Annotated in this window: 28 protein-coding genes; 13 read left to right on the forward strand and 15 right to left on the reverse strand. The window is 68.5% G+C overall.

Annotation, left to right across the window (positions count from 1 at the left end; translation table 11 throughout):
- Positions 1-4: 4 nt before the first annotated feature.
- Genes AX692_RS08765 through AX692_RS08775 form a run of 3 tightly spaced genes read left to right on the forward strand, consistent with a single transcriptional unit; the run spans position 5 to position 3,038 of the window.
- Entirely contained in the window at positions 5-1,240 is a 1,236-nt protein-coding gene (locus tag AX692_RS08765) for a dicarboxylate/amino acid:cation symporter (RefSeq protein ID WP_073974771.1), read from the forward strand.
- Between the two features lie 51 nt (positions 1,241-1,291).
- A complete protein-coding gene (locus AX692_RS08770; RefSeq protein ID WP_073974770.1) occupies positions 1,292-2,626 on the forward strand; it encodes a dicarboxylate/amino acid:cation symporter in 1,335 nt (444 codons plus the stop codon).
- A gap of 13 nt (positions 2,627-2,639) precedes the next feature.
- Positions 2,640-3,038 (forward strand): aldehyde-activating protein, encoded by a 399-nt coding sequence (locus tag AX692_RS08775; RefSeq protein WP_073974769.1) that lies wholly within the window; start codon positions 2,640-2,642, stop codon positions 3,036-3,038.
- 25 nt (positions 3,039-3,063) lie between these two features.
- Here AX692_RS08775 and AX692_RS08780 read toward each other — a convergent pair whose 3' ends face one another.
- The 5 genes from AX692_RS08780 to dapB all read right to left on the reverse strand — a co-directional run bounded on the left by AX692_RS08780 (position 3,064) and on the right by dapB (position 6,739).
- On the reverse strand, positions 3,064-3,477 hold the full coding sequence (locus AX692_RS08780) for a hypothetical protein (RefSeq protein WP_073974768.1): 414 nt from the start codon (positions 3,475-3,477) through the stop codon (positions 3,064-3,066).
- A 55-nt stretch (positions 3,478-3,532) separates the two neighbouring features.
- Entirely contained in the window at positions 3,533-4,204 is a 672-nt protein-coding gene (gene nth, locus AX692_RS08785) for an endonuclease III (protein ID WP_073974767.1), read from the reverse strand.
- Positions 4,205-4,231: 27 nt separating this feature from the next.
- Positions 4,232-4,747, reverse strand: a complete 516-nt coding sequence (locus AX692_RS08790) for a hypothetical protein (RefSeq protein ID WP_073974766.1) — start codon at positions 4,745-4,747, stop codon at positions 4,232-4,234.
- Complete coding sequence (locus tag AX692_RS08795) at positions 4,744-5,934, reverse strand: M48 family metalloprotease (RefSeq protein WP_230959672.1); 1,191 nt, start codon at positions 5,932-5,934, stop codon at positions 4,744-4,746. Before AX692_RS08795 ends, AX692_RS08790 begins: the two co-directional genes overlap by 4 nt.
- 70 nt (positions 5,935-6,004) lie before the next feature.
- On the reverse strand, positions 6,005-6,739 hold the full coding sequence (gene dapB / locus AX692_RS08800; protein ID WP_073974765.1) for a 4-hydroxy-tetrahydrodipicolinate reductase: 735 nt from the start codon (positions 6,737-6,739) through the stop codon (positions 6,005-6,007).
- Between the two features lie 33 nt (positions 6,740-6,772).
- Between dapB and AX692_RS08805 the strand changes: the two genes are divergently transcribed.
- Positions 6,773-7,483: an NAD-dependent deacylase gene (locus AX692_RS08805; protein WP_073974785.1), complete on the forward strand. Its 711-nt coding sequence runs from the start codon at positions 6,773-6,775 to the stop codon at positions 7,481-7,483.
- Here the strand turns inward: AX692_RS08805 and AX692_RS08810 are convergent.
- The 6 genes from AX692_RS08810 to mutM all read right to left on the reverse strand — a co-directional run bounded on the left by AX692_RS08810 (position 7,464) and on the right by mutM (position 12,374).
- On the reverse strand, positions 7,464-7,799 hold the full coding sequence (locus tag AX692_RS08810) for a hypothetical protein (RefSeq protein WP_073974764.1): 336 nt from the start codon (positions 7,797-7,799) through the stop codon (positions 7,464-7,466). The two genes, AX692_RS08805 and AX692_RS08810, sit on opposite strands and share 20 nt — an antisense overlap.
- 111 nt (positions 7,800-7,910) lie before the next feature.
- Positions 7,911-8,678, reverse strand: a complete 768-nt coding sequence (locus AX692_RS08815) for a HesA/MoeB/ThiF family protein (protein ID WP_196489963.1) — start codon at positions 8,676-8,678, stop codon at positions 7,911-7,913.
- On the reverse strand, positions 8,675-9,106 hold the full coding sequence (locus AX692_RS08820; RefSeq protein ID WP_073974763.1) for a DUF983 domain-containing protein: 432 nt from the start codon (positions 9,104-9,106) through the stop codon (positions 8,675-8,677). Before AX692_RS08820 ends, AX692_RS08815 begins: the two co-directional genes overlap by 4 nt.
- 111 nt (positions 9,107-9,217) lie before the next feature.
- Positions 9,218-10,621, reverse strand: coding sequence for a chromosomal replication initiator protein DnaA (dnaA, locus tag AX692_RS08825; protein ID WP_073974783.1), 1,404 nt, complete (start codon positions 10,619-10,621; stop codon positions 9,218-9,220).
- Between the two features lie 526 nt (positions 10,622-11,147).
- Positions 11,148-11,408 (reverse strand): 30S ribosomal protein S20, encoded by a 261-nt coding sequence (rpsT, locus tag AX692_RS08830; protein ID WP_017665476.1) that lies wholly within the window; start codon positions 11,406-11,408, stop codon positions 11,148-11,150.
- 150 nt (positions 11,409-11,558) lie between these two features.
- A complete protein-coding gene (gene mutM / locus AX692_RS08835; RefSeq protein WP_073974762.1) occupies positions 11,559-12,374 on the reverse strand; it encodes a bifunctional DNA-formamidopyrimidine glycosylase/DNA-(apurinic or apyrimidinic site) lyase in 816 nt (271 codons plus the stop codon).
- Between the two features lie 58 nt (positions 12,375-12,432).
- Between mutM and AX692_RS08840 the strand changes: the two genes are divergently transcribed.
- The 6 genes from AX692_RS08840 to AX692_RS08865 all read left to right on the forward strand — a co-directional run bounded on the left by AX692_RS08840 (position 12,433) and on the right by AX692_RS08865 (position 18,544).
- The gene (locus AX692_RS08840) at positions 12,433-13,188 is read left to right on the forward strand and encodes a class I SAM-dependent methyltransferase (RefSeq protein WP_073974761.1); all 756 of its coding nucleotides are present in this window, start codon (positions 12,433-12,435) and stop codon (positions 13,186-13,188) included.
- Between the two features lie 4 nt (positions 13,189-13,192).
- Entirely contained in the window at positions 13,193-14,749 is a 1,557-nt protein-coding gene (ubiB, locus tag AX692_RS08845) for a 2-polyprenylphenol 6-hydroxylase (protein ID WP_073974760.1), read from the forward strand.
- Between the two features lie 23 nt (positions 14,750-14,772).
- Positions 14,773-15,888, forward strand: a complete 1,116-nt coding sequence (locus AX692_RS08850) for a hypothetical protein (RefSeq protein ID WP_073974759.1) — start codon at positions 14,773-14,775, stop codon at positions 15,886-15,888.
- A 74-nt stretch (positions 15,889-15,962) separates the two neighbouring features.
- Positions 15,963-17,651, forward strand: a complete 1,689-nt coding sequence (locus AX692_RS08855) for a bifunctional phosphopantothenoylcysteine decarboxylase/phosphopantothenate synthase (RefSeq protein WP_073974782.1) — start codon at positions 15,963-15,965, stop codon at positions 17,649-17,651.
- Positions 17,648-18,100, forward strand: coding sequence for a dUTP diphosphatase (gene dut, locus AX692_RS08860; protein ID WP_073974758.1), 453 nt, complete (start codon positions 17,648-17,650; stop codon positions 18,098-18,100). The genes AX692_RS08855 and dut overlap by 4 nt, the downstream gene beginning before the upstream one ends.
- A gap of 186 nt (positions 18,101-18,286) precedes the next feature.
- A complete protein-coding gene (locus AX692_RS08865) occupies positions 18,287-18,544 on the forward strand; it encodes a YjhX family toxin (protein WP_073974757.1) in 258 nt (85 codons plus the stop codon).
- Between the two features lie 95 nt (positions 18,545-18,639).
- Here AX692_RS08865 and AX692_RS08870 read toward each other — a convergent pair whose 3' ends face one another.
- The 4 genes from AX692_RS08870 to secB form a co-directional block, all read right to left on the reverse strand.
- Positions 18,640-19,305, reverse strand: a complete 666-nt coding sequence (locus AX692_RS08870) for a DUF4136 domain-containing protein (RefSeq protein WP_073977639.1) — start codon at positions 19,303-19,305, stop codon at positions 18,640-18,642.
- Between the two features lie 138 nt (positions 19,306-19,443).
- The gene (gene trpS / locus AX692_RS08875) at positions 19,444-20,463 is read right to left on the reverse strand and encodes a tryptophan--tRNA ligase (RefSeq protein WP_073973604.1); all 1,020 of its coding nucleotides are present in this window, start codon (positions 20,461-20,463) and stop codon (positions 19,444-19,446) included.
- Between the two features lies 1 nt (position 20,464).
- Positions 20,465-22,042: a murein biosynthesis integral membrane protein MurJ gene (murJ, locus tag AX692_RS08880; protein WP_073977107.1), complete on the reverse strand. Its 1,578-nt coding sequence runs from the start codon at positions 22,040-22,042 to the stop codon at positions 20,465-20,467.
- A gap of 27 nt (positions 22,043-22,069) precedes the next feature.
- Positions 22,070-22,615: a protein-export chaperone SecB gene (secB, locus tag AX692_RS08885; RefSeq protein ID WP_073975619.1), complete on the reverse strand. Its 546-nt coding sequence runs from the start codon at positions 22,613-22,615 to the stop codon at positions 22,070-22,072.
- A gap of 255 nt (positions 22,616-22,870) precedes the next feature.
- On the opposite strand from secB, the gene AX692_RS08890 reads away from it, so the two are divergent.
- From AX692_RS08890 to AX692_RS08900, 3 genes are all read left to right on the forward strand, one after another.
- A complete protein-coding gene (locus AX692_RS08890; RefSeq protein ID WP_073975621.1) occupies positions 22,871-23,524 on the forward strand; it encodes a Tim44/TimA family putative adaptor protein in 654 nt (217 codons plus the stop codon).
- Between the two features lie 42 nt (positions 23,525-23,566).
- Positions 23,567-24,745 (forward strand): murein transglycosylase A, encoded by a 1,179-nt coding sequence (locus AX692_RS08895; protein WP_073975620.1) that lies wholly within the window; start codon positions 23,567-23,569, stop codon positions 24,743-24,745.
- 206 nt (positions 24,746-24,951) lie between these two features.
- Positions 24,952-25,189 (forward strand): Smr/MutS family protein (locus AX692_RS08900; protein WP_230961049.1); only part of this gene is annotated, 238 nt, incomplete at its 3' end.

Genomic DNA, 25,189 nt, shown 5'->3' on the forward strand with positions numbered 1-25,189 from the left:
GGTTGTGTCGTTCTGGTTTCGGGTTCCCCTGTGGCAGCGGGTGATAGCTGCCCTGATCCTCGGCATCATCGCCGGACGATTGTGGGGGCCTGAAGCGGAAAGCATAAAGATCATCGGCGATGTCTTCATCGCTTTCATCAAGATGCTGGTGGTGCCGCTGATCTTCTTCAGCCTCGTCGCCGGGGTCGCCAGCATCGGCGACCTGAGGAAGCTCGGCGCGGTCGGGTGGCGCGCGATGCTGCTGTTCGTGGTGACCGGGCAGATCTCGGTGTGGCTGGGCCTCGGCCTCGGCACCGTGATCGGGCCGGGCTTCGGGGTCGACACCTCGGGGATCGATATGGGCGCGGCCCCTCCTCCCAACGAGACGACCTGGCGCGACATGGTGCTCGGCATGATCCCGCAGAGCCCGGTGCAGGTCATGGCCGACGTCAACGTGCTGCCGCTGATCGTCTTCTCGCTGCTGATCGGGATCGGCATCCTGATGGCCGAGAAGGATGGCGCGCCGGTGCTGCGAATCTTCGAGAGCGGCAGCGTGGTGATGCAGAAGGTCACGATGATCGTGATGGAACTCACCCCCTTCGGCGTCTTCGCGCTGATGGCCTGGGTGGCGGGCACATTGGGATTCGATGCGCTGACCGCGCTCGGCAAGCTGGTGTTCCTGAACTATCTCGGCTGCGCGCTGATCATTGCGCTGATCTATGGCGGGATGCTGAAGCTGGTCGCGCGCCAGCCGCTGATCGGCTTCTTCCGCGGGATCGTCGATGCGATGGCGGTGAGCTATTCCACCGCCAGCTCCAACGCCACCCTGCCGGTCACCCTGCGCTGTGCCGAGCGCAACCTCGGCGTCTCCAATTCCGTGGCGAGCTTCGTCATAAGCCTCGGCGCGACGATCAACATGAACGGCACGGCGATGTATCTCGGCCTTGCCACGCTGTTCGGGGCGCAGATCTTCGGGGTGGACCTCAGCTGGGCCGATTACGGCATGATCGCGCTGCTCGGCACGCTGGGCGCAGTGGGCGCGGCGGGCATCCCGGGGGCGGGCCTCATCATGATGGCGCTGGTGTTCGGCGCGGTCGACGTGCCGCTGGAAACCATCGCCTTCGTCGCCGGGGTCGACCGGATCATGGACATGATGCGCACCACCACCAACGTAACGGGCGACGCCGCGGTCGCGGTAACCGTGGCCAGCCTGACGGGCGAGATTGACACGGCCGAGCTGGTCAGCGCAGACGATATCTGAGCAGCCGTTCCCCGGGGCATCGCGCTGCGATTCTAGGGGAAACCGACAGGGATGGACCGCAAGCTTACCCTCTATATCCTGGCCGGCATGGTGCTGGGCGTGATCGTAGGCCAGGTGCTCAACCAGAGCCTGCCCGCGGACGTGATCAAGGATCAGATCGCGCCGTGGTTCAAGCTGATGAGCGACATCTTCCTGAACCTCATCAAGATGCTGGTTGCCCCGCTGGTGCTCTCGACCATCGTCGTCGGCATCGCCCACATGGGCGACAGCGCCGCATTGGGCCGCATCGGCGTGCGCGCGCTGACGTGGTTCATCACCGCTTCGCTGATCTCGATCGGCCTCGGCCTCGTGCTGGTGAACATCTTCCAGCCCGGCATCGGCGCGCCGATCCCCGATGTCGCCGCCGCCACCGCCGCGGTGGGCGAGGTAAAGGAGCTGAAGGCGACCGACTTCATCCTCTCGATCTTCCCTAAGAACGCGGTCGAGGCGCTGGCGACCAACAACATCCTGCAGATCCTCGTCTTCTCGATCTTTGCGGGCGTCGCCTTGTCGGCCATCGGCGAGCGCGGCCATGCGCTGGTCAAGGGCGCGGATGCGCTCGCGGAGATGATGCTGCAGGTCACCGGCTACGTCATGCGCTACGCCCCCGTCGCGGTGTTCGGCGCGCTCGCCAACGTGGTCGCGGCGAGTGGCCTTGCGATCCTCGGCACCTACCTCACGCTCTTGACAGAGTTCTACTTTTCGCTGGTGCTGCTGTGGGTGTTGCTGCTCTCTGCGGGCGCGGTGTTCCTTGGGCGCCGGACATGGACGCTGATCCGCTACATCCGCCAGCCGCTGATGATCGCCTTTTCGACCGCCTCGTCGGAAGCGGCGCTCCCCAAGCTGTTCGAGCAGCTCGACCGCTTCGGCGTGCCGCGCCGGATTTCGGGCTTCATGCTGCCGCTGGGCTATTCGTTCAATCTCGACGGCTCGATGATGTACATGAGCTTCGCGACGATCTTCATCGCGCAGGCCTATGGCATCGATCTCTCTATCGGCACGCAGATCATGATCCTGCTGACGCTGATGATCTCCTCCAAGGGCATCGCCGCGGTGCCGCGCGCGTCGCTGGTGGTCATCACCGGCACGCTGGCGATGTTCGGGCTTCCCGTGGAGGGCGTCGCGATCATCCTCGCCATCGACCAGTTCCTCGACATGGGCCGCACCGCGACCAACGTCGTTGGCAACGCGGTGGCGACCGCGGTGATCACCAAGTGGGAGGGGATGCTCGAGGTCGAGGAGCCCGACTACGTCGATCACCCCCATGCTCCCGCCCATACCGCTGCCGACGGCCGCGCGGGGCTGGAGCTCGATCCGAGCAATTTTGAAGACGCGGGGCGCGGCTGAGGAGACCAGTGCAATGACGCTCAAGTGCAAGTGCGGCGCTGTAACGCTCGAGGTCGCTCGCAAACCCGACTTCATTCATGATTGCAACTGCACGCTCTGCACGGGCGCGGTGGCGCGCTGGGGCTATTATCATCCGGGCGAGGTGGCCGTTGACGGGGTCACTTGCGGCCATCGCCGCACCGACAAGCCGAGCGCGGCGGCCGAAGTTCATGCGTGTCCGGCTTGCGCGGCGACCACCCATTTCGTGATGACCGAAGCGGCAATCGCGCAGCACGGCAATATGATGATGGGGGTCAACATGTGGCTGGCGGACCCGGTCGATCTCGCCGGGGTCGAGGTGCGCTATCCTGACGGTCTTGCCTGGAGCGGGCAGGGCGAATGGGACTATGTGCGCGAGGCGACTGTGCTCTAGGGCTGTCCGGTCGCAGCCGCTCCCGTCACTCCTTCACATACTCCACCGGCACGAACTCGCCCAGCGAGCACCCCGCGCCGCGTTGCAGCGTGCCGCCGATGTTCTGGAGCGCATAGACGATCTGCTGCGTGCACAGCTGGTTGATCGAGGTCTCGTAGGTGATCGCGCGGTCCCATTCGAGGCCGGGGCAGCGCGCCGGGAGCGTGCTGCGGTAGACCTTTCCGCCCACCATCTCGAAGTCGATCACCCGGTCGGAGCGCACCACGGTGTTGCGCACCTGCGAGCGGTCGATGCAGTTCTGACCGGGGCCCTTCACGGTCGCGGCGGGCGCGGCGTCGAGCGCGGCCTGGGTGCGCGCGGCCTCGGCGGCGGGGTCGGAGGCGCAGGCGCCCAGCATCAGCAGCGGCAGGGGGGCGAGCGCGAGCAAACGGGCGGTCATGGCTTCTCTCCACCTGAAGGAAACGCCATCATCGCCCGCCCGCTTGAACCGCGCCTTAATCCGCTTTGGATTCCGCTACGCGCCCCTTGGGCGGCTCCAGCACCTTCTTGCGGAACGAGCACAGGTCCACGACCTTGCAGCGCCAGCACTCGGGCGTCCGCGCCTTGCAGACATAACGGCCGTGGAGGATCATCCAGTGGTGCGAATCCCGGCGGAAGGGCTGGGGCACGCGCTTCTCAAGCTTGGCCTCGACCTGCTCGGGCGTCTTGCCCCTGGCCATGCCGGTGCGGTTGCTGACGCGGAAGATGTGGGTGTCGACCGCGAAGGTCTCCTGCCCGAACCAGCAATTGAGCACCACGTTCGCGGTCTTGCGCCCCACGCCGGGGAGCCGGGTCAGCGCCTCGCGATTGTCCGGAACCTGTCCGCCATGCTCCTCGACCAGAATGCGGGAGAGCGCCATGACGTTCCTGGCCTTGGAGTTGAACAGCCCGATGGTCTTGATGTGCTCCTTGAGCCCCTCCTCGCCCAGGTCGAGCATCGCTTGCGGGGTATCGACCTTGCGGAACAGCGCCCGCGTGGCCTTGTTCACGCCGACATCGGTCGCCTGCGCGGACAGCGCCACGGCGACCAGCAGCTGGTAGGCATTGCCATATTCCAGCTCGGTCTGGGGCGCGGGATTGTCCTCGGCGAGGCGGCGGAAGAATTCGAAGATCCGGTCTTTGTTCATGGGCAGGGGGTCATCGGGCAAAGGGCCTTAGCGCAGCCAGCGCTTCATCGCCGGAAAGGGGTGATCGCCGGGCTGCCGGTCGGGATCGCACAGGCCGAAGAAGCCCAGCATCGGCGCGCCGATATGGGAGCCCGAGGCGAAGGCCTTGCGCAGCATGATCGCATCGCCGCGATAGCCGCCCTCGTGGAACAGCTGTTCGAGCGGCAATCCGCAGGCGCAGGCGGCGGCATAGGACCAGGCGATCGTCGCCATCTCGTCGGCGGCGTCAGCGCTGACCGGGCCGAGCCTTGCGCGATCCTCGGGGGCGGCCACGGCGATGTGACCGGCCTCGTGCAGCAGATCGCCCGGCCAGACCGGCACGGCGGGATCGATCAGCAGCCGGCCGCCGATGATCGCCAGCCCGTCGAGCAATTGCGCCTCGCCTTCGTCGAGCCGCCCGGTGGCGATCCCGATCCGGTCGAGGAAGGCAAGGCACCGCCGCGCCGCATCCTCGCCCCCGCCCTCGGCCCGCCAGGCGTGCTGCGCGGCATCGATTGCGCTCATGGTGCCGCGGCGGAAGGGGCCTCCGCCTTCGGATGGGCCGCCTTCCACTCCATCGCCCGCAGTGCGCGCTTTTCGACCGGGGGGTGGGTGTAGAACAGCGCCTCTTCGAGCGCCGAGGGGCGCGGGTAGCGGTATTCGGCGGTCTTGACCAAGGCCGTCGCGAGCGCATCGGGCTCGTTCACCGTCACCAGCGAATAGTGATCCGCCTCGGCCTCGCCCACCCGGGTGAGGGTGTTGGTGAGCGGGGTGACGAGCAGCCCCAGCACTGCGCCGACGACCGCGAAGACCGGCAGGCCGCGCGGCTCGTCGAGGCTCGCATCGCTCCCCAGCGCCCGCGCCGTGGGCGCGAACAGACGGTCGAGCAGGAAGAAGAACAACATCGCCAGCAACGGGAAGATCACCACATAGCGCCACACATGGCCGAGCTTGTAGTGCCCCGCCTCGTGGCCGGTCACCGCGCGCACCTCGGCAAGGCTCGCCTGCTTGAGCGCCACATCCGAAATCGCGATCCGGGCCGAGGGGCCGATCCCCGAGACATTGGCGGTGAAGCGGTCGGACTGGCGCGAGCCGTCATAGAGGAAGATGCGGTCCTTGGGGATGTCGACATCCTCGGCGATTTCCTCGAGCGCGGTGCGCACCTCGCCCGGCGGCACCGGCTTGTATTCGTTGAACAGCGGCTCGATCAGCGGCGGCCCGGCGAGCAGCGCCAGCAGGGTCACGCCGCCGGCGAAGCCCCCGCTCCACATCCACCAGCGCTTGCCGGTCTTGCGGATCAGGGCATAGACCCCGGCGAGGAACAGCGCGCCCAGCGCCGTGCTGATCGCCTCGCTCAAGGCCATCTGGCCGAGGAAATCGCCGAGCGGCTGGCTTGAGAGGCCGAAGGCGCGCTCGCGGTGCCAATCGGTATAGAGCGTCCAGGGCAGCGCAATCAGGGTCGAGATCACCAGAAAGGCGGCGCTGACAACCAGCGTCGGCCCGAACCGGCGCGGCTCCGCGAAGCGCGCGGCGATCCGGTCGAGCAGCCTGAGACGCACCATGATGACCGCGACCAGCACCGTGACCAGCACGCCGCCCAGCAGCACCCAGTGGCCCCCGGTCGTGTAGGCCTGCGCCTTGGCGAGCGCCTCGGGCCCGAGGCTGTCGACCATCCGCGCGGCTTCCTGCGCGGGCGTGAGTGTGGCGGTCATGTGGTGCGGATCCCCTGTTTCCGTCTGTGTATTGGCCGGGTGATACGCCGCCCGCCTTGCTGGTCAAGAATTACACGCCGAGCACGTCGTTCATGGTGTAGCGGCCCGCAGGCTTCCCGGTAAGCCACGCGGCCGCGCGCACCGCGCCGCGCGCAAAGATCATCCGGTTCTCCGCCGAGTGCGCCAGCACGAGGCGCTCCTCGTTCCCTGCGAAGATCACCGAGTGCTCGCCCGCCACGGTGCCGCCGCGCAGGGTCGCAAAGCCGATCGCGCCCGCCGCCCGCGCGCCGGTCATCCCGTGGCGGCCGCTTTCCATGTTGTCGCCGAGCACGATCCCGCGCCCCTTCGCCGCCGCCTCGCCCAGCAGCTTGGCGGTGCCCGAGGGCGCATCGACCTTCATGCGGTGGTGCATTTCCAGCACCTCGATGTCCCAATCATCCCCGAGCCGCGCTGCGGCCTCCTGCACGAGGTGCGCGAGCAGCGTCACGCCGAAGGAGAAGTTGCCCGATTGCAGCACCGGCACCGCGCGCGCGGCCTCGGCCAGCAGCACGAAATGCGGCTCCTCCAGTCCGGTGGTGCCGACCACGATCGGCTTGCCTGCCACGCGCGCTGCGCCGAGGTTCGCCGCGAGGGCATCGGGCGCGGAGAAATCGACCAGCACGTCGCATTGCGAGGCAAAGGGCCCGATGCTCCCGCCCGCGTCCACCCCGGCAAACAGCGCGTGCCCGGCATCGGTGATCGCCGCCTCGAGCGCCCGCCCCATCCGGCCCTTGTGCCCGATCACCCCGAATTTGAGCTGTGCCATTGCGTGCCTCCATGCCCCATGCTTGAAGGCCTCATGGCACAGGTCGAACGCATCGTCATCCTCACCGGAGCGGGGATTTCCGCCGAGAGCGGGATCGACACCTTCCGTTCCGCAGGCGGCCTGTGGGAGCAGCACCGGGTGGAGGACGTCGCCACGCCCGAAGGCTTTGCCCGCAACCCGAACCTCGTCCTAAACTTCTACGACATGCGCCGCGCCGCGCTGTCCCAGGTCGAGCCGAACCCGGCGCACGCGGCGCTCGCGCGGCTGGAGCGGGAATGGCGCGGCGAGCTGCTGCTGGTGACGCAGAACGTCGACGATCTCCACGAACGCGGCGGATCGGCCCGCGTGCTGCACATGCATGGCGAGCTGAAATCGGCGCTCTGCACCGCCTGCGAGATGCGCTCGCCGTGGTTTGGCACGATGATCGAACGCCCCCCGTGCCCCGTCTGCCAGGCGCCGATGCTGCGCCCCGATGTCGTGTGGTTCGGCGAGATGCCCTACGAGATGGGCCGCATCTATGCCGCGCTCGCGACTTGCGACCTGTTCGTCAGCATCGGCACCAGCGGCGCAGTCTATCCGGCGGCGGGCTTCGTGCAGGAGGCACGGGCGGCGGGGGCGCGCACGCTCGAACTCAACCTCGAGCCCTCCGAGGGCTCGCGGCTGTTCCATGAAACCCGGCTCGGCCCGGCGAGCGTGCTGGTGCCCGCGTGGGTGGAGGAAGTGCTCAATCGCGCGGAGGAATAGGCGTCGGCGGATTGTTGCCGCGTTCCTTGCTCCAGCTGCGGCCCGAATCGCTCGGGGCGACCGGCACGCCGTCACGGCTGCGGGCGGGCGCCGCGGTGGGATCGCCGCGGTGGTCGGATACGGTCGGGTCGATGTCGCCCGGCGTGCCCTCGATCGGCGCGGCCGGATCCTCGTGGCGCTGGCGCTCGGCGACCGCGGCGTCCTCGTGATGGTCCTGCGCGCGTCTGGCGCGCAGCCACGAGATCACGCCGATCACCAGCCCCGCGCCCAGCGTGAACACCGCCAGCAGCATGATCGTGTCATAATCGAAATTCATCGCTCAAGCCTCCTTGGGTGAGAGGTGGGCGACCGGAGCGGGTGGGGGGATGTTCCTTGCCGGCGGAGCGTTTCGTGCCGCCCCGTGGCCTGTGCAGGGCGGGCCGAGCGCCTAGCGCGCGCAGGCGCGGCAGGCAGGGTCCTTGTGGATGCGGATGGTGCGCATCCCCGGCTCGAGCCCGTCGAGCACGTGGAGCCGCCCCCAGCCGGGCTGTCCCAGCGCGGCCGTGCCCTCGAGCAGCACCTTGACCGCCTGGAGCGCGGCGAAGGCTCCCGCCCACCCGGCCATAGCGCCGAGCATGCCGTCATCGGCGCAGGTGTCGCAGTCCTCGGCATCGAAGGCGTCGCCCACGAAGCAGCGGTAGCAGGCCTCACCGGGGAGGTGCCCGGCGAAGGCCCCGACCTGCCCCTGGAACCGGCCCACGGCGGCCGAGAGCAGCGGGATCCCGGCGGCGACGCAGGCGTCGGACACCGCGAGGCGCGTGGCGAAGTTGTCGGTGCCGTCGAGCACCAGATCGGCCCCGGCGATGAGGCTCGCGGCGTTCTCGGCGGTGATCCGCGCGTCCGAGACATCGACGCCGAGCGAATCGTCGAAATTCGCCAGCCAGCGCCGCGCCGACACCGCCTTGCCGTGGCCGACATCGCGGGTGGTGAAGATCGTCTGGCGCTGGAGGTTGGAGAGGTCGACCACGTCGTCATCGACCAGCGCCAGCCGCCCGATGCCGCTCGCGGCGAGATATTGCAGCGCGGGCGAGCCAATCCCGCCGAGGCCGATCACCGCGACCTTGCTCGCCGCCAGCCGCACCTGCCCCGCGCCGCCGACTTCGGGCAGGACGATATGGCGGGCGAAGCGGTCGAGCCTTGCAGGCGACAAGCTCATCGCTCGGGCGTGCTTTCCGGCGGCAGGGGGCGCCGCTCCTGCTTGAAGGCGCCGATGCCGTGCCACCACAGGAAGGCGATCACCGCGCCCTTGGTCGGCTGGAGCGTGACCAGAAGCATCACCACCGCCACCGGCAGGAGGATCGCAAGGGTGAGCCATGCCGACATGCCGCCCGCAATCATCGCGATCACCACCGGCGCCAGCAGGTGCCCGACCACGAAGATGCCGATATAGGCGGGGAAATCATCGGCTTGCTGCACCGACCAGTCCTGCCTGCAATGCCCGCAGCGGTCCACGGGCTTGAGCCACTTGCGAAACAGCGGCGCCTCCGCGCAACGCGGGCACTTGCCCCTGCCGCCCCTTAGCAGCGCGGAAATCCAGCCCTGCGGCAGGGCGACAAGCTCGGGGGAAAGGCGTTGGTGCGGCATGGACAGGCTGTTTACAGCCTGTGGACGCGCTGTCGACAGGCCTGTGGATGGGCCTGTCGACAGAGCGGTGCACAGATTGTGGGGATTATGTGCGAACTAACCTGGTGCCGGTCAGCTCTCCAGCTGCCGCAGCAGGCTCCTCACGTCGCCGTCCATGTCGGCGTCGCGCTGGCGCAGGTCCTCGATCAGCCGCACCGCGTGGATCACCGTCGAGTGGTCGCGCCCGCCGAACTTGCGCCCGATCTCGGGGTAGGAGCGGGGCGTGAGCACCTTGGAGAGATACATCGCCACCTGCCGCGGACGCACCACGGCGCGGGCGCGGCGCTTGCTGCTCATTTCCGCGCGGTCGATGCGGTAGAACTGGCAGACCGTGCGCTGGATCTCGTCGATGGTGATCCGGCGGCGGTTGGCGCTGAGGATGTCGGTGAGCTGCTCCTCGGCCAGCTGCAACGACACGTCCTGCCCGGTCAGCTGGGCATAGGCGATCAGCTTGTTGAGGCCGCCGACCAGCTCGCGCACGTTGCGGGTGATGGTGCGGGCGAGGAAATCGACCACGTCCTCGGGCACGCTCAGCGGCGCGAATCGGGCGAGCTTGCTGACGAGGATCTTCTTCCTCAGCTCGATATCGGCGGGCTGGATGTCGGCGACGAGGCCCATCGACAGGCGGCTGAGCAGGCGCGGTTCGACCCCGTCGAGTGCTTGCGGCGCGCGGTCGGCGGCGAAGACCAGCCGCTTGCCCTCGGCCAGCAGCGCGTCGATCGTGTAGAGCAGCTCTTCCTGCGCGCTTGCCTTGCCGATGATGAACTGGATGTCGTCCACCAGCAGCAGGTCGAAGGAGCGCAGCCGCGCCTTGAACTCGATCGTCTGGCTCGACTTCAGGGCCTGGACGAATTCGACCATGAAACGCTCTGCCGAGCAGTAGAAAATGCGCGCGCGCGGGTGGGCCTGCAGATAGCCGTGGCCGATCGCGTGGAGCAGGTGGGTCTTGCCCTGACCGGTCGCCGCCTTGAGGTAGAGCGGCGAGAACTGCGGCTGTTCCAATGCCGCCATGCGCTGCGCCGCGTTGCAGGCGAGGATGTTCGCCTCGCCCGTCACGAAGGCGGCGAAGGTCAGCGAGGCATCGAGCCCGACCGAGGAGGTGAAGGTCGCATCGCCGAGCGCGCCGGCTGCCATGGCGATCGCGCTCGCGCCGTCATTGGCGGGGCGGCGGCCGTCGTCCAGCCGCAGGTCGGGCAGCTGGCGGCGGCCCGGGTGGACCATGATGTTGACCTTGCGCACTTCGCTGCGCGCGATGCTCCAGGCAAGCTGGAGCCGGTCGTGGAAGCGGTCGCGCACCCAGTTGGCGGAGAATTCGGTCGGCAGGTACAGGTCCAGCGTGCCGCAATCGCGGTTCAGCGCGCCCAGCTGGATCGGCTTGATCCACTGGCTGTGGAGCTGATGCCCCAGATCCTTGCGCAGCCCCTGACTGATATCGGACCAGTCGGCAGCGAGATTCACGGCTTCGGCATCTTCCATCAGGTGTTCGTCGGCCTGGCGGCCAGTGGTCCGCGCCTTGTCAGTCCTGTGCACAAGCTCATCCCCAATTCACGTACCGCCTGCAAAGCCCATCCCGAGGCCCCGCAGACTCATTTAATCCCATTGCGACAGGCAATGCCTTTCCCTTCCCCCGGAATCGCAATCCCGAGGAACCCCCCTGTCGGCCAGTTTGTAAAAGCACCCGGACTGTCCCGCGCCGGGTGGAGTTCATGTAAAGAACGCATCGGCGCGATGCGCAAGCGCGAGTTTTTAAAAAAAGTGAAATAATCCTGTTGACTCGCCTCTACCCCGCAGGCTTGCGTTGAAGTCGCTGAAATCGCTCGGAAAGTCACCCTCGAATTATGCGAATCGCGGCGAATCCTGACGTTTACGGGGGCGCGGCTTGTCGCAATTGTCGCAAAAGAAACGGGCCGCGCTCATCGAGCGCGGCCCGTCGGTTTGTAGCGGCCACTCCACTCCGTAGTCCCGCGTAGATCGCGGAAGACGGAATGGCAGGCGATTCGAATCAGAGCGTGGCGACTCGCTTGGTCAGGCGCGACATCTTGCGCGCCACGGTGTTCTTGTGGAGCACGCCGCGCGCGACTCCGCGGGCCATTTCGGGCTGGGCCGCCTTGAGCGCGGCAGCCGCGGCTTCCTTGTCGCCCGCTTCGCAGGCCGCTTCGACCTTCTTGATGAAGCTGCGGATGCGGCTCACGCGCGCGCCATTGATGGCGGCGCGGTTCGCGTTGCGGATGATGCGCTTCTTGGCTTGCGGCGTATTGGCCATATTCGTGTCTGTCTCGCGTTGGGTTCGGGCCGCCGGGGCGGCCGAAAGGAAATCCGTGGGTGTGCTCGAAAGGGGCGAGCAGACTCATGGTCCGACCGCCGGAAAGCGGCGCACATAGTCGGACATGCCCGGAAGGTCAACGATTCTCGCCTACCTCTGGCAGAGCGGGCAGAACCAGGTGCTCCTGCCTCCCTGCGCGATCCGCTGGATGACGCCGCCATCGTCCCTGCGGCACGCCTGCCCCTCGCGCCCGTAGACATCGAAGCTGCTGGCGAAATAGCCGAGCTCGCCGTCGGGGCGGGCATAGTCGCGCAAGGTCGAGCCGCCGTCGCGGATCGAGGCTTCGAGCACCGCGACGATCGCGGGCACCAGCCGGGCGAGCTGCGGCCCCGTCACCTTGCCTGCCTGCTTCGTCGGCCTGATGCCCGCCCGCCACAGCGCCTCGCACACATAGATATTGCCGAGCCCCGCCACGATCCGCTGCTCGAGCAGGCACAGCTTGATCGACTGGGTCTTGCCGCTGAGCGCTGTCTTCAGGTGCGCCGCCGTCAGCCCCGGGCCGAGCGGTTCCGGCCCGAGGGCTGCAAATTGCGGCCAGGCGTCGAGCGCGTCGGTCTCCACCAGGTCGACCGAGCCGAACCGCCGCGGATCGCACAGCGCGAAGCGATGCGAGGCGGTTTCGAGCAGCAGGTGATCGTGGGTGTCGGGCGTCTCGGGATCGATCCGCCAGCGCCCGCTCATGCCGAGGTGGAAGATCATCGTCGAACCACGGTCGAGGTGCATGAGGCCATATTTCGCGCGGCGGCCCAGAGCGCTGACCCTCGCGCCGGTCATCACCTGCACCAGATCGGCCGGGAAGGGGCGGCGCAGGTCGGCGCGGTTGAGCGTCACGCGCGTGATCCGCTCGCCTTCAAGAAAGGCGGCGAGCCCGCGCACGGTGGTTTCTACCTCAGGTAATTCCGGCATGATCCTGCGCCTGTAACACCCTTTGCCTCGGCAGCAATTCCCCTCTAGGGAACCGGGCATGAGCGACAACACCGACGAAACCGTCTCCTTCGGCTACCAGCAGGTCACCCCGCAGGAAAAGACCCGCAAGGTCGGCGAGGTCTTCTCCAGCGTCGCGCGCAAGTACGACATCATGAACGATGCCATGTCGGGCGGCATGCACCGGCTGTGGAAGGACCGCTTCGTGCGCCGGGTGAAGCCGCAGCCGGGCGAGCAGATCCTCGACATGGCGGGCGGCACCGGCGACATCGCCTTCCGCATGGCCGAGCGCGGCGCGCACATCACGGTGGCCGATATCAACCAGGACATGCTCGATGTCGGCGCCGAGCGCGCTTTGGAGCGCGGGTTCGATGAAGAGGACGGCGCGCTCGTCTTCACCTGCCAGAATGCGGAAAGCGTGAGCTTCGCCAGCAACACCTTCGATGCCTACACCATCGCCTTCGGCATCCGGAACGTGACGCACATCGACAAGGCGCTGGCCGAAGCGCTGCGCGTGCTGCGCCCGGGCGGGCGGTTCTTCTGCCTCGAATTCTCCACGGTCGAGTGGTCGGGGCTGAAGGAGGCCTACGATATCTATTCGGAGCATCTCCTGCCGCGCATGGGGCAGGCGATTGCGGGCGACGCGGATTCCTACCGCTACCTCGCCGAATCGATCCGCCGCTTCCCCCCGATGCCCGCCTTCGAGGCGATGATCCGCAAGGCGGGTTTCGCGAATACCAAGGTCGAGCCGATCATGGGCGGGCTCGTGGCGATCCACTCGGGGTGGAAGATCTGATCCAGTGACCGCGTCTGTCGTCCACCTCTCCCGCCTCGCGCGCTGGGGCGTGACCCTCGCGCGTCGCCGCGCGCTGGTGGGGATCGAGAATGATCCCAACGCGCCGATGGCGCTGCGCAATCTGGTGCGGCTGGCGCGGCTCGCGACGCTGACCGGCAAGGCGGGGCCGCGCGACTATGCCGGGGCCTTCCGCGCCATCGGTCCGGCGGCGATCAAGCTCGGGCAGAGCCTCGCGACCCGCCCCGATCTGGTCGGCGATGAGGCGGCGAACAATCTGCTGTCCTTGCAGGATTCGCTCCCGCCGGTGCCCTTCGCGCAGATCCGGGCGGCGATCGAATCGAGCTTCGGCCAGCCGCTCGAGAACCTCTTCGCCGAAATCGACCCCGAGCCGGTCGGCGCCGCCAGCATCGCGCAGGTGCACAAGGGCGTCACCACCGATGGCCGCAAGGTCGCGATCAAGGTGCTGCGCCCCGGCATCCGCGAGAAATTCGCGCGCGACATCCAGACCTACGAATGGGCCGCCGCCCATGTCGAGGCGATGGGCGGGGAGGCCGCGCGCCTGCGCCCGCGGCTCACCATCGCCAACTTCAAACGCTGGACCAATTCCGAGCTCGATCTGCGCCGCGAGGCCGCCAGCGCCTCCGAACTCGCCGAGCAGATGGCGGGCGTCCCCGGCTACCGCATCCCCGCGATCGACTGGGACCGCACCAATGGCCGGGTGCTGACGGTCGAATGGATCGACGGGATCAAGATCAGCCGCCTCGACGAATTGCGCGCGCGCGGCCACGACCTTGCCGCAATCTCCGAGCGGCTGGTGATCAGCTTCCTCACCCAGGCGATCAGCGCGGGGTTCTTCCATGCCGACATGCACCAGGGCAACCTCTTCATCGAGGACGACGGCACCATCGTCGCGATCGATTTCGGGATCATGGGCCGGATCGACCGCCGCGCGCGGCAATGGCTCGCGGAGATCCTCTACGGGCTGACGACGGGCAATTACCAGCGCGTCGCGGAAATCCATTTCGAGGCGCAATATGTGCCGTCCTACCACTCGGTCGGCGAATTCGCGACCGCGCTGCGCGCCGTGGGCGAGCCGATGCGCGGCAAGCCGGTCAAGGAGCTCTCGGTCGGGCAGATGCTCGACGGGCTCTTCGCCATCACCCGCGATTTCGACATGCAGACCCAGCCGCACCTGCTGCTGCTGCAGAAGACCATGGTGATGGTCGAAGGGATCGCGACCCAGCTCAACCCCGACATCAACATGTGGGACACCGCAGCACCCTATGTGCGGGAGTGGATAAGGGACGAGCTGGGGCCGGAGGCGGCGCTGGCGGACCGCCTCAAGACCGATGCCGAAACGCTGCTGCGCCTGCCCGGCCTGATCCGGCGGCTCGAGGAGAAGTTCCCGCCCAAGGGCGGCGCCCCCGAACCGCCACCGCTGCCCGAGATCCCGCTGATCATCGAGCGGCGCGAGGGGCCGGGCGTGCTCGGCTACCTCGTCGCAGGCCTTGCGGGTGCGGGCGCCTTGTGGGCGGCGCAGGCGCTCGGCTGGATCGGATGAGGGGCCCCGCGCGGCCATCGCTCATGGAGCGGTGGGAGGCGCTGGGCCGGCCGTTCCCGCATCTGCCCCGCTGGGGGGCGGCGCTGGTGCTGGTGTTGGCGCTGGCCCTCGCCGTGGGCGCCGCGGTCGCAATCGCCCCGAGCGCGGCGGGCGACGCCCCGGCTCCGCGAAGCATCGCCTCCGCTCAGTCTTCCGCGCCTGCCGCAAACGCGCGCGCCAAGGGCGACATGGCGCTCTATGCGCGCGTCGCCGCGCGCGTGGCCGCCGGCGAGGGCTACCACGCCGCCGCGCTCGCCGAGCACCGGGCGAGCGGCTACCCGACCCGGCCCTTCGTCACCATCCGCCTGCCGACGCTGGCATGGCTGCAGGCAGCGATCGGCACACACGGGGTGCGCTGGCTGGCTCTGGTGCTTGCTGCGGGCGCCATCGCTGCGCTGGTCTGGCGCAGGCTGCCGCTGGCGAGCATCGAGGAGCGGATCATCGCTGCCGCGCTGCTTGCTGCGGGCGGCGGCGCGGCGCTCTCGCGGCTCGCGGGGTACGATCATGACTTCATCGCCGGGGTGCTGCTGAGCCTTGCGCTCTTCGCCTATCGCCCGCATCGCTGGTGGCCCGCCTTCCTCGCCGCTGCCGCCGCGCTGGCGGTGCGCGAGCTTGCCGCGCCCTTCGTGCTGCTGTGGCTCGCTTTCGCCCTCGCCGGGCGCCGCAAGGGAGAGGCGCTCGCGCTCGCCGCCCTGCTGGCGCTGTTCGTGGCCGGGCTGGCCGCGCACGCCCGCGCGGTCGATGTCCTGCGACTGCCGGGCGACCTTGCCTCGCAGGGGTGGAACGCGCTGGCCGGATACGGGGTGCCGCTCGCGGGGCTGCTCGAACTGACCGGCCTGCGGCATCTCCCGCCGCTGCTCGCCGCCCCGCTGGCGGTGCTGCCGCTCGTCGGCTGGGCGGGGCTGGGCGGACGCACGGGGCTGTTCGCGCTCCTGTGGTTCACCGGTCTTGCCACGGGGATGGCGCTGTTCGCACGGCCCGCCAATTACTACTGGGTCGAGCTCGCGCTCCCCGCCTATGCCGCCGGCCTCGCCTTCGCCCCGCGCGCGATCGGCGAACTTTTCGGGCGGCTGGCGGCCCGGACGGCAAAGCAAATTTAACCAAGCTTTGCGATTGCTGGCGGGTGCATTATGTGCGCAAGACCCCGACAGCGGTGCGAGAGGCGATTGGCGAGATGAGCGACGTGGCGGCGACAGGAGCGGCAGCGGGTTTTGCCCCGCGCATCCTGCTGGTCGTGGGCGGCGGGATCGCGGCCTACAAGGCCTGCGAGCTGGTGCGCCTGATCCGCAGGGGCGGCGGGGAGGTGACCTGCGTGCTGACCCGGGGCGGGCAGCAGTTCGTCACCCCGATGTCGCTCGCCGCGCTCTCCGAGAACCAGGTCTACACCAATCTCTTCGACCTCAAGAACGAGGCGGAGATGGGGCATATCCAGCTGAGCCGCGAGGCCGATCTTGTGGTGGTGTGCCCGGCGACCGCGGATCTGCTCGCCAAGATGGCGACAGGGATCGCCGATGACCTCGCGACCACCTTGATCCTCGCCACCGACAAGCCGGTGATGGCCGTGCCCGCGATGAACGTGCGGATGTGGGAGCACGAGGCGACCCAGCGCAACATCGGCCTGCTCAAGGCGGCGGGCGTCACCGTGCTCCACCCCGACAAGGGCGCGATGGCCTGCGGCGAGTTCGGCTATGGCCGCCTGCCCGAGCCCGAGGCGATCTGGCGCGCGATCGCCGCGCAGTTCGGCGTGGTGGTGCCCGAAGCGCCAGCCCCCGGGGCCGCGCCGCTGATCGAGGTCGAGGCGCTCGAGCCCGAGGAGGAGGGCGAGGCCGATGCCAGCGCCGCCCTGCCCGAAGGCAAGCTCAGCGGCTTTTTCTCGCGCATCATCCCGCGCTCGACCGCCAAGCGCACCCACGCGGAAATCGAGGCCGAGTTCGAGGATCTGCCCGAAGATCTGCCCGAAGAACTCCTGCCCGAAGAGCCCGCGCCCGAATTCAAGCCCGATTTTTCCGGACCGCTGCTCGCCCGCAAGGGCAAGGCCGGGGCCGCGCCGCCGATGGACACCAGCGCGCTCGGCCACCTGATCGATCCGCGCAAGGCGCCCCCCGTGCCCGGTGCCCCCGAGGTGCCCGAGGAGGTCGAGGCCGACCTCGGCGAGGTGCCCGAGGGCGCGGACTTCGGCCTCGCGCCCGCGCACCGCCCGCTCCATGGCCGCCATGTGCTGGTCACCGCCGGGCCGACCTGGGAGGCGATCGATCCGGTGCGCTACATCGCCAACCGCTCGAGCGGCAAGCAGGGCTTCGCGATCGCCGCCGCGGCAGCCGCGATGGGCGCGCGCGTGACGCTGGTGGCCGGGCCGGTCGCCTTGAAGACTCCGGCGGGCGTTGCCCGCATCGATGTCGAGAGCGCCACCCAGATGGCCGAGGCGGTCAAGCGCGCGCTGCCCGCCGATGTCGCGGTGATGGTCGCCGCGGTGGCCGACTGGCGACCCAAGGAATATCGCGGACAGAAGATCAAGAAGCGCGGCGATGCCCCGCCCGCGCTGATGCTGACCGAGAACCCCGACATCCTTACCAATGTCGCAAGCGCGCCCCGGCGGCCCGAACTGGTGATCGGCTTTGCGGCGGAAACCGACAATGTGCTCGAACACGCCAAGGCCAAGCGCAAGCGCAAGGGCGCGGACTGGATCGTCGCCAACGACGTCTCGGGCCCACCCGGTTCAGGCGTGATGGGCGGCGACAGCAACCGCGTGACGATCGTCAGCGGCGAGGGGATCGAGGTGCTCGACGAGATGCCCAAGGCCGCCGTGGCGATGGCGCTGGTGGAGCGGATCGTGGCCGCGCTCCACGCCGAGGCGGCGGAGTGACAATCAGGGTCGAAGTCAAGCGCCTGCCCCACGGCGAGGGCCTGCCGCTCCCGGCCTATGCCACCAGCGGCGCGGCGGGAATGGACGTGGTGAGCGCCGAGGACGTGACGCTGGCCCCCGGGGCACGACATGCGGTCGCGACGGGCCTGTCGATGGCGATCCCCGACGGCTACGAAATCCAGGTCCGCCCGCGCTCGGGGCTGGCGCTGAAGCACGGCATCTCGGTGCCCAACACCCCCGGCACGATCGACAGCGACTATCGCGGCGAGCTGAAGGTGATCCTCATCAACTTGGGCAGCGAGCCCTTCGCGATTGCCCGCGGCGACCGCGTGGCGCAGCTGGTGCTCGCGCCGGTGGTGCAGGCGACGTGGGACGAGGTCGCGGAGCTGGACGCGACGGAGCGGGGCGCGGGCGGTTTTGGTTCGACCGGGGGGCATGCGAAGCTCTGAGGCTTGACGCCGCGTTCCGCGCGCCGCAAACTTCCTGCTGTCCGACCTATTGGAAGCTTCATGTCCGAGAATGTGATCCGCTGACGAGCCTTTGCGCGGTCTGATTCCGCGCAAGGCTGATCGTGTCGCCGCCGCAAGCAAGGCTTGCCGCGGCGCCTGTCAGCATATCTTCTCAGGACAATTCCCGTGAACATTTCGAAACACGAGCAGCGTGTGCTGCACGTACTCGCGCAGGGCGGGTCGATCTGCTATCGGCGCGACGCGCATGGCAAAGTCATCGAAGTCGACTGCTTCAACCGCGACGGCTGTCGCCTCGTCGATTGCAGCCTTTCTGTGTTCGAACGACTACGAAAACGCCGGCTGATTCGAAGCCGCGAAGGGCAGCCCTATCGCATCACGCGTGAAGGGCTGGCAGCGGTCAGGTCGCAGCTCGACAACCGCTGAGGGCGCCCTCAAGTCAGGCAACAAAAAAGGCGGCGCGATCCCCTGCGCCGCCTTCTCGTCCCGTCCAAGGGTCTCTTGAGTCCGCCCTTACACCATCAATCGGTGGGGCGCACGGTCTTTTCGTCGTCACGGATGGTGATGCGCACGGTTTCGCCCGAATTGCCCGGGAAATCGGTGAACAGCGCGTCCACCAGGTTGGGCACGAGGCGCGGCAGGCGGTTCGAGCGCGACACGGCTTCGGCCTTGCCCTCGAACAGGCGCTGGCCATCGGCGCGGCGGTCGATCTTCACGTCGACCCCGCTGGTGTAGATGGTGTAGCTGCGCACGTCGGGGCCGCCGAAGAACGGATCGTTGAAGCCGTAGCCCCAGGCACCGAACCCGCCGCCCCAGCCGCCCCACCGGCCCCACGGGCCGAATGCGCCATAGCCGCCAACCCCGGGCGAGGTGCGCACGCGCTCGCGCCCGCCATCGACGCGGTAGTCGAAGCGCACCAGCATGTCGGCGCTATCGGGCGAGGCGGCCTGGGCATAGCCGAGCTGTGTCAGCTCGGCGGCGACGGCATTGGCATAGGTCGCGAATTCGAGGCCGCCCGCCAGCTTGGGATCTTCCGCCACGACCGCGAAGGTCTGGCCCTGGGGCGCAGGCAGCGGCACCGCGAAGCGCGAGACATCCGCCTTGAAGGTGTTGGTGGCGCAGGCCGAAAGCCCGAGCGCAAGCGCCACGGGCAGGGCCGCACGGGTGAAGGTCTTCATCGAAAGCATCGCAGGCATGATGGCACAACCTCTGTCTGGTGGCCATTGGCTATGGCAGCAACGGCCTGTACGCGCGATACCATATTACGCGCCAATGAACCGCAATTGAACGCTCGTCGCTGCCAGCAAGCGGTTCGTCGCAACTGCTTAGTGGCGCACCAGCCCCAGCGCCTTGTAGGCCGCATCGAGCGTCGGCGTGCCGCGCTCGCGCGCCCGGGCCGCGCCGCGCGCGAGGATCGCATCGAGGGCCTCGCGATCATCCTTCAGCTCGACGAAGCGGTCGCGGATCGGCCCGAGCCTGGCCACCAGCAGATCGGCCAGCGCGGGCTTGAAGGCGCCGAAGCCCTGTCCGCCATATTGCGCCAGCACCTCGCCCTGCGTCTGCCCGGCGAGCGCGGCATAGATGCCGACGAGATTGCGCGCCTCGGGCCGCTCGGCGAGGCCGGCTTCCTCCGAAGGCAGGGGCTCGGGATCGGTCTTCGCCTTCTTCACCTTCTGCGCCATGGTGTCGGCATCGTCGGAGAGGTTGATGCGGCTCATGTCGCTGGGATCGGACTTCGACATCTTCGCCGCGCCGTCGCGCAGGCTCATGATCCGCGCGGCCTCGGCCGGGATGATCGGCTCGGGCAGGGTGAAGATCGGCGCGTCCTCGGTGCCGAAGTCGTTGTTGAACTTCTGCGCGATGTCGCGGGCAAGCTCCAGGTGCTGCTTCTGGTCCTCGCCCACCGGCACGTGGGTCGCCTGATACAGGAGCACGTCGGCGGCTTGCAGCACGGGATAGGTGAAGAGCGCGACCGACTGGCCTTCGCGGTTCTTGCCGGCCTTGTCCTTCCACTGGGTCATGCGGTTCAGCCAGCCCATCCGGGCCGTGCCGTTGAGGAGCCATTGCAGCTCGGGGTGCTGGGGCACCTGCGCCTGGTTGAACAGGATCGCCTTGTCGGGATCGAGGCCGCAGGCGACCAGCGTCGCCACCAGTTCGAGCGTGGAGGATTTGAGCTCGGCCGGATCGTGCGGCATCGAGAGCGCGTGGAGATCGGCGATGAAGATCAGGCACTCGCCGCCCACGGCGTGGGCGTCGTCCTGCAACTTCACGTAGTTGCGGATCGCCCCCAGGTAGTTGCCGAGATGGGGCTTGCCGGTGGGCTGGATGCCGGAGACGACGCGCATGTCAGTTTGCTCTCTTTGTCAGGGCCGCGATGCGTTGGCGGTCGAGCGCGCCGATCGCAAAGGCAAGGCCGAAATAGACGATCCCCGCGGCCGCAACCAAGGCGATGAGCGCGCCGAGGCGGGCGAACAGCCCGGCCGCGAACCAATCGGTTAGCATCCCTTGCGCGTAGAACAAGGCCGCGCCCATTGCGGCAGCGGCAATCGCCTGGCGCCCGATCCTCAGGACAAGCACCGGCGGAATGCGGTAATGGCCGCGCCAGGCGAGGACGAGGAGCAGGAACACGAGATTGATCCATGCCCCGATCACGCTGGCAAGCGCGACGCCGACGACGCCCATGCTTGCGAGGAGCAGAATGCTGGCGGCGACGAACACGCCCAGCGAGATGAACGCAGCGATCACCGGCGTCTTCGTATCGGCGCGCGCATAGAAATTGGGCACCAGCACCTTGACCAGCACATAGGCCGGCAAGCCCATGACAAGCGCGGCCAGCACCGCGCCCGTCGCCGCCGCATCCGCAAGGCCGAACCGTCCGCCGGCAAAGATCATCGTCACGAACGCTTCCGCGCACACCGCCAGCGCGACCGTGGCGGGCAGGGTCAGCAGCATTGCGAGCTCGATCGCATCGGACTGGACCCGGCTTGCGCCCTCGCGGTTGTCGCTGCCCACGAATTTGGAGAGCGTCGGCAGGATCGCGGTCGAAAGCGCGATCCCGATGATGCCGAGCGGGAGCTGGTTGAGCCGATCGGCGTAGTTCATGTAGCTGACTGCGCCCTCGCCGATCTGGTTGAGGAAATAGAGCTGGACGAGCGTGTTGATCTGGTAGGCCCCGCCCCCGATCGCGGCGGGCAGCGCGATGATGCCGAGCCGCTTGACCTCGGGGGTGAGCCGCGGCCACGCCAGCCTCGGGCGAAACCCTTCGGCGCGGGTCCAATGGTAGAGCCAGGCGAACTGGCAGACCCCGCCCAGCGTCACCGCCCAGGCGATCGCATAGGCCACCTCCTCAAGGCTCGCCCCCGCCGCCATCCAGCGCTCGCCGATCAGCAGCGCCGCGATCAGCACGAGGTTGAGAATGATCGGAAAGCTCGCCCCGGGCGCAAACCGCGAGACGCTGTTGAGCATGCCGGTGAACAGCGTCACCAGGCTGACGAGGACGATGTAGGGGAACATGATCCGCGCAAAATCGACGCTGAGCGCAAAGGTCTGCGGATCGAGCGACTTTTCCGACAGCAGCCAGATCACCGCGGGCATCGCAAGCTCGAACAGCGCCACCAGCGCGATCAGCACGGGCAGGAAGACGCTCAGCACATCGGCGCTGAATGCGCGCGCGTCCTCAAGTCCCTCCTCGGGCGTCGCCGCGCCGTGGAGGCGCTTCGAGAACATCGGCACGAAGGCCGCCGAAAACGCCCCCTCGGCAAACAGCCGGCGGAACACGTTGGGGATGATGAAGGCCTGAAACCACGCATCGGTCACCGCATTGGCGCCGAGCACGCGCGCGAATATCATCTCGCGCGCCATCCCGGCGAGGCGGCTCACCAGCGTCAGCCCGCCGATCGTTCCGACGTTCCTGAGAAGGCTCATGGCCGGACCCCCACCAGGGCGTCAGGGTCAGGCGTTGCCCGTGACCGGCTTGATCGGTTCGCCGCCGGCGGCCTCCTCGGCCCGGCGCGCGGCGAGCTGCTGGGCGTAGATCCCGTTGAAATCGACCGGATCGACCATCAGCGGCGGGAAGCCCGCATCGCGCACGGCATCGGCGACGACGCGGCGGGCGAAGGGGAACAAGAGGCGCGGCGCTTCGGCATAGAGGAAGGCGTGGCCCTGCTCCTCGGGCACGTTGCGCATGCCGACAAGCCCGCAATAGGCGAGGTCGACGATGTACATCGTGCCGCGCTGCGAGGCGGCGGTGAGGGTCAGCTTGAGCGTCACTTCGTGCACGTCGGGGCTGACCTTCTCTGCGCCGATGTTGAACTGCACGTCGATCTGCGGCGGCTCGGGCCACTGGTAGACGTCGGGCGCGGCCGGGTTCTCGACCGAGAGATCCTTCACGTACTGGGTGATGATCCCGACCGCGGGCGAGGTGTCCTCGCCATTGGGCTGCGGGCCCGCGCCGCCGGTGGTGTCGAGGTTGGTGAGGACGCCTTCTTCTTCGGCCATGGTCTTGCCAGTCTTTCAAAATGAGTAATCGGTGGTGCGTCCGCTGCACGAGCGCCGTGCGCGGGCGGTCTGCGGGCGCGCCTAGCAGGGGCGCGGGGCCGCCGCAACCGCGCGCCTTGCGCGAATTGCTTTGCCCCGCGCCGCAACCTATCGGGCGTTGGCGAATTGTAATGACTCCCTATTTAAGGCAGGGTGTTGTTCCTCACGGCGGCGCGGCGACCCCCGGCCCCCGCCAGATGCGACGATCGGATTGTGATAGTGCTCGAAATCGTTCTCCTCGCCATGGTGGCCGCGTTTCTCGGCCTGCGCCTCTATTCGGTGCTCGGCCGGCGCGCCGAGCAGGAAGAGGAGCCGGTGCCGCAGCGGTTCGAAGCGGACGAGCCTCCCGCGGTTCGCCCGGCCGCGATTCCCGCCGCCGTTCCTGCCCCGCGCGCCGTGGAGCTCGAAGGCGTGATGCCCGCGGTCGAGCGCGCGCTGCGCGAAATCGCCGCGGCCGACAGCAAGTTCAACCTCGCGCAGTTCCTCGACGGCGCGCGCGGTGCCTACCGCATGATCCTCGAAGCCTTCTGGAAGGGTGACCGCGAGACCCTGCGCGAGCTGTGCGACGATGATGTCTACGCCGGTTTCATCGCCGCGATCGACGCGCGCGAGGCGGCGGGCGAGCGGATGGACAACAAGCTGATCCGGATCGAGGAAGTGCGCATCCACTCGGCCGCGCTCGATGGCCGGATGGCGCGCATCGCGCTGCTGTTCGTGGCCGACATCGCCGCCGTGACCCGCGACCGGGATGGCACCGTGATTGCCGGATCGCTCGACGATGCGATCGAGAGCCGCGACGTGTGGACCTTCTCGCGCAATGTCACCGCGCGTGATCCCAACTGGCTGCTCGACGAGACCGACGAAGGCTGAATGCGCGGCCGCAGGCGGCCCGCCCCGATGAGGAGCTGACCGATGCGCATGCTGCCTGCCGTGGCCTTGCTGCTGCTGCTGGCGGCTTGCGGGCGGGTGGTGCCTCAGCCCGCGGTGAGCACCCCCGTCGCGCCGGCCGCGGCCAATGCGGTGATGGCGGGCGTCGCGCTCGGGCCCGCGCTTGCCGGGCTCGCCCTTGCCGATGCCGATGCCCGCGGGGCGCTGGCGAGCTTCATCGAATCGTGCCCCCGGCTGCTCGCCCGGGAGGATGCAAGCGGGCTGACCCGCCGCGAGGATTGGGCAGGGGTCTGTGAGCGCGCGCGCGTCGCGCCGCCGTCGCGCGCGCGGGCGTTCTTCGCCGAGGAATTCACCCCCGTGCAGGTCGGCGACGGCAAGGCTTTCGCCACCGGCTATTTCGAACCCGAGATCGCCGGCAGCCGCACCCGTCGCCCCGGCTACGAGGTGCCGGTCTATGCCATGCCTTCCGATCTGGTGCGCGGCTGGCCCGACGACGTGAAGCCCTCCGAGCGCACCGGCCGCCCGCCGCTCGGGCGCTATGACGAGCAGGGCCGCTTCGTGCTCTACCACGACCGCGCGGCGATCGAGGACGGGGCGCTCGCAGGCAAGGCGCCGGTGATCGCCTGGGCCGCCGATCCGGTCGAATTCTTCTTTCTCCAGATCCAGGGTTCCGGGCGGCTCATCACCCCCGAAGGCGAGGTGATCCGCATCGGCTATGCCGGGAAGAACGGGCGCGAATATGTCGGCATTGGCGGGGTAATGCGCGAGCGCGGCCTGCTGGGGAGTGGGCCGGGGCAGTATTCGGGCTCGATGCAGGGCATCATGGCCTATATCCGCGAGAACCCGGCGGAAGGCCGCGCGCTGATGCGCGAGAACAAGAGCTGGGTGTTCTTCACCGAGGTGAAGGGCGATGGGCCCTTGGGCGCGCTGGGCGTGCCGGTGCGGCGCGAAAGCTCCGTTGCAGCGGACCCGGCCTATGTGCCGCTGGGCGCGCCGGTGTGGCTCGATCTCGACCGGCCCGAGGCGAACGGCTTGTGGGTGGCGCAGGACACCGGCGGTGCGATCAAGGGCGCGAACCGGTTCGACACCTTCTGGGGCGCGGGCGAGGATGCGCGCCGGATCGCAGGCGGGATGAGCGGGCGCGGGCGCGCCTATGTGCTGCTCCCCAAGGAGGCCGCGGCAAGGCTCTCGGCAAGGCGATGAGAGCGCCGCGCGGTCTTTCGATCGGCGAGCAGGCGGCCTGGGCGCACCTTGCCGCCAGCGTGAAGCCGCTGCCGGGCAAGAAGCGGCCGGTTCCTCCCCGGAACGCGGAAGGGGACCAACCGAAGGTTGGTGGAGGGGCACCCGCGGCTGTTCCGAAGGCACCGGCCAAGGTCGCCAAACCTCCCAAGCCTTTCGGAGCACCGCGCGTGCCCCTCCACCCCCGGGCTGCGCCCGGCGGACCCACTCCCCCGGTGGGGGAGGTCGGCCTCGATTCCCACTGGGACCGGCGGGTGAAGGGCGGGAGGGTGGAGCCCGATCTGACGCTCGATCTCCACGGCCACACGCTCGACACTGCCTATGACCGGATCATGACCGCGCTCGATCAGGCGCGGGCAATGGGGGCACGGGTGGTGCTGGTGGTGGCGGGGCGCGAACGGCCCGTCG

This window comes from Erythrobacter donghaensis (assembly GCF_001557325.1).
Taxonomy (GTDB): Bacteria; Pseudomonadota; Alphaproteobacteria; order Sphingomonadales; family Sphingomonadaceae; genus Erythrobacter; species Erythrobacter donghaensis_B.

Excerpts from the sequence above, each read along its gene's own strand:
- AX692_RS08840 (WP_073974761.1), top strand. The coding sequence starts at position 12,433 with ATGAGCGACAACACCGACGAAACCGTCTCCTTCGGCTACCAGCAGGTC.
- AX692_RS08770 (WP_073974770.1), top strand. The coding sequence starts at position 1,292 with ATGGACCGCAAGCTTACCCTCTATATCCTGGCCGGCATGGTGCTGGGC.
- AX692_RS08815 (WP_196489963.1), bottom strand. The coding sequence starts at position 8,678 with ATGAGCTTGTCGCCTGCAAGGCTCGACCGCTTCGCCCGCCATATCGTC.
- dnaA (WP_073974783.1), bottom strand. The coding sequence starts at position 10,621 with ATGGAAGATGCCGAAGCCGTGAATCTCGCTGCCGACTGGTCCGATATC.
- rpsT (WP_017665476.1), bottom strand. The coding sequence starts at position 11,408 with ATGGCCAATACGCCGCAAGCCAAGAAGCGCATCATCCGCAACGCGAAC.
- trpS (WP_073973604.1), bottom strand. The coding sequence starts at position 20,463 with ATGCGCGTCGTCTCCGGCATCCAGCCCACCGGCAAGCCCCATCTCGGC.
- AX692_RS08855 (WP_073974782.1), top strand. The coding sequence starts at position 15,963 with ATGAGCGACGTGGCGGCGACAGGAGCGGCAGCGGGTTTTGCCCCGCGC.
- nth (WP_073974767.1), bottom strand. The coding sequence starts at position 4,204 with ATGAACAAAGACCGGATCTTCGAATTCTTCCGCCGCCTCGCCGAGGAC.
- AX692_RS08820 (WP_073974763.1), bottom strand. The coding sequence starts at position 9,106 with ATGCCGCACCAACGCCTTTCCCCCGAGCTTGTCGCCCTGCCGCAGGGC.
- murJ (WP_073977107.1), bottom strand. The coding sequence starts at position 22,042 with ATGAGCCTTCTCAGGAACGTCGGAACGATCGGCGGGCTGACGCTGGTG.
- AX692_RS08790 (WP_073974766.1), bottom strand. The coding sequence starts at position 4,747 with ATGAGCGCAATCGATGCCGCGCAGCACGCCTGGCGGGCCGAGGGCGGG.
- AX692_RS08895 (WP_073975620.1), top strand. The coding sequence starts at position 23,567 with ATGCGCATGCTGCCTGCCGTGGCCTTGCTGCTGCTGCTGGCGGCTTGC.
- AX692_RS08795 (WP_230959672.1), bottom strand. The coding sequence starts at position 5,934 with ATGACCGCCACACTCACGCCCGCGCAGGAAGCCGCGCGGATGGTCGAC.
- AX692_RS08810 (WP_073974764.1), bottom strand. The coding sequence starts at position 7,799 with ATGAATTTCGATTATGACACGATCATGCTGCTGGCGGTGTTCACGCTG.
- dapB (WP_073974765.1), bottom strand. The coding sequence starts at position 6,739 with ATGGCACAGCTCAAATTCGGGGTGATCGGGCACAAGGGCCGGATGGGG.
- mutM (WP_073974762.1), bottom strand. The coding sequence starts at position 12,374 with ATGCCGGAATTACCTGAGGTAGAAACCACCGTGCGCGGGCTCGCCGCC.
- AX692_RS08805 (WP_073974785.1), top strand. The coding sequence starts at position 6,773 with ATGGCACAGGTCGAACGCATCGTCATCCTCACCGGAGCGGGGATTTCC.
- AX692_RS08850 (WP_073974759.1), top strand. The coding sequence starts at position 14,773 with ATGGAGCGGTGGGAGGCGCTGGGCCGGCCGTTCCCGCATCTGCCCCGC.
- AX692_RS08780 (WP_073974768.1), bottom strand. The coding sequence starts at position 3,477 with ATGACCGCCCGTTTGCTCGCGCTCGCCCCCCTGCCGCTGCTGATGCTG.
- AX692_RS08870 (WP_073977639.1), bottom strand. The coding sequence starts at position 19,305 with ATGCTTTCGATGAAGACCTTCACCCGTGCGGCCCTGCCCGTGGCGCTT.
- AX692_RS08775 (WP_073974769.1), top strand. The coding sequence starts at position 2,640 with ATGACGCTCAAGTGCAAGTGCGGCGCTGTAACGCTCGAGGTCGCTCGC.
- secB (WP_073975619.1), bottom strand. The coding sequence starts at position 22,615 with ATGGCCGAAGAAGAAGGCGTCCTCACCAACCTCGACACCACCGGCGGC.